Below are 1,274 nucleotides of genomic sequence, written 5' to 3' on the forward strand. Positions count from 1 at the left end.
ACCGCAGCCGACCTGATCAAACTTGCCATGGTGGCGGTGCAGCAGGCCCTGGATGCGCAGGGTAAGGCGACCAAAGTGATCATGCAGGTGCACGACGAACTGGTGTTCGAGGTGCCGCTGGCCGAGGTTGATTGGGTGCGCAGCGAGGTGCCGCGCATCATGGCCGAGGTGGCGCAGCTCAAGGTGCCACTGCTGGCCGAAGTGGGTGTGGGCCCCAACTGGGAGCAAGCGCATTGATCTGCCTTGTGCAGGGTTTGAGGCTTTATGACAAGATTCAGTGCCCATCAACATGAGGAGTTCCGTATGCGTGAAGACCTGTTCAAGGATGCCCATTCCCTTTTGGCCGTCAACGAAGGGGGCGTGGATCGGCGCTTTGCCCTGAAGGCTGCGCTCGGGGTGGGGTACGCAGCGGCGGCAGGCGGCGTGATGAGCCAGACCGCGATCAAGACCTCTTCCGCCGGGCTGGTGTCCGGTGAGGTCATGATCGATGTCAACGGTTTCAAAATGCCCGCTTACCGCAGCATGCCGGCTGGCAAAAGCAACTTGCCGGTGGTGTTGGTCATCTCGGAAATTTTTGGGGTGCACGAATACATCGCTGATGTCACGCGTCGCCTCGCGCAGGCTGGCTACATGGCCATTGCACCGGAATTGTTTGTTCGCCAGGGTGATCCCAGCGAATACGGAGAGCTGGCCAAACTGATGAGCGAAGTGGTTTCCAAGGTTCCAGACGTACAGGTCATGGCCGATCTGGATGCGACCGTGGCCTGGGCGCAAACCCAGGGTGGTGATGTTTCCAAACTGGCCATTACGGGCTTCTGCTGGGGCGGGCGCATCACTTGGTTGTACGCTCAGCATCAGTCCAAACTTAAGGCGGGTGTGGCCTGGTATGGTCGTCTGGTCGGGAAGGCCACGCCAGAGACTCCCTGGCATCCTCTGGACCGGGCGTCCGAGGTCAAGGCTCCTGTGCTGGGTCTTTATGGCGGTGCGGACACGGGGATCCCTCTTGACACGGTTGATAAGATGAAAGAAGCCTTGCAAAAAACGCCGTCTGCAGCAGCACGAGCTTCGCAGTGGGTGGTGTATCCGGACGTTCCGCACGCTTTCCACGCTGACTACCGGCCCAGCTATCGCGAGGCTGCAGCCAAGGATGGCTGGGAGCGGATGCTGAACTGGCTTTCGACCCACGGCGTGAAGTAAGGCCCGGCGCCAGATGACGGTGTTGCCGCCCCGTTCGGGGCGGTTTTTTATTAAAATAACGAAATTACAACCATGTT

Annotated in this window: 2 protein-coding genes; both read left to right on the forward strand. The window is 59.6% G+C overall.

Annotated features, from left to right (window positions below; genetic code table 11):
• The coding region (locus AAFM15_RS08265; RefSeq protein WP_341686238.1) for a DNA polymerase at positions 1 to 237 on the forward strand (237 nt) is incomplete at its 5' end.
• 66 nt (positions 238 to 303) lie between these two features.
• Entirely contained in the window at positions 304 to 1,197 is an 894-nt protein-coding gene (locus tag AAFM15_RS08270) for a dienelactone hydrolase family protein (protein ID WP_341686239.1), read from the forward strand.
• Positions 1,198 to 1,274 lie beyond the last annotated feature (77 nt).

This window comes from Limnohabitans sp. (assembly GCF_038134685.1).
Taxonomy (GTDB): Bacteria; Pseudomonadota; Gammaproteobacteria; order Burkholderiales; family Burkholderiaceae_C; genus Limnohabitans_A.

Coding starts and splice junctions, on each gene's coding strand:
- AAFM15_RS08270 (WP_341686239.1), top strand. CDS start 304: ATGCGTGAAGACCTGTTCAAGGATGCCCATTCCCTTTTGGCCGTCAAC.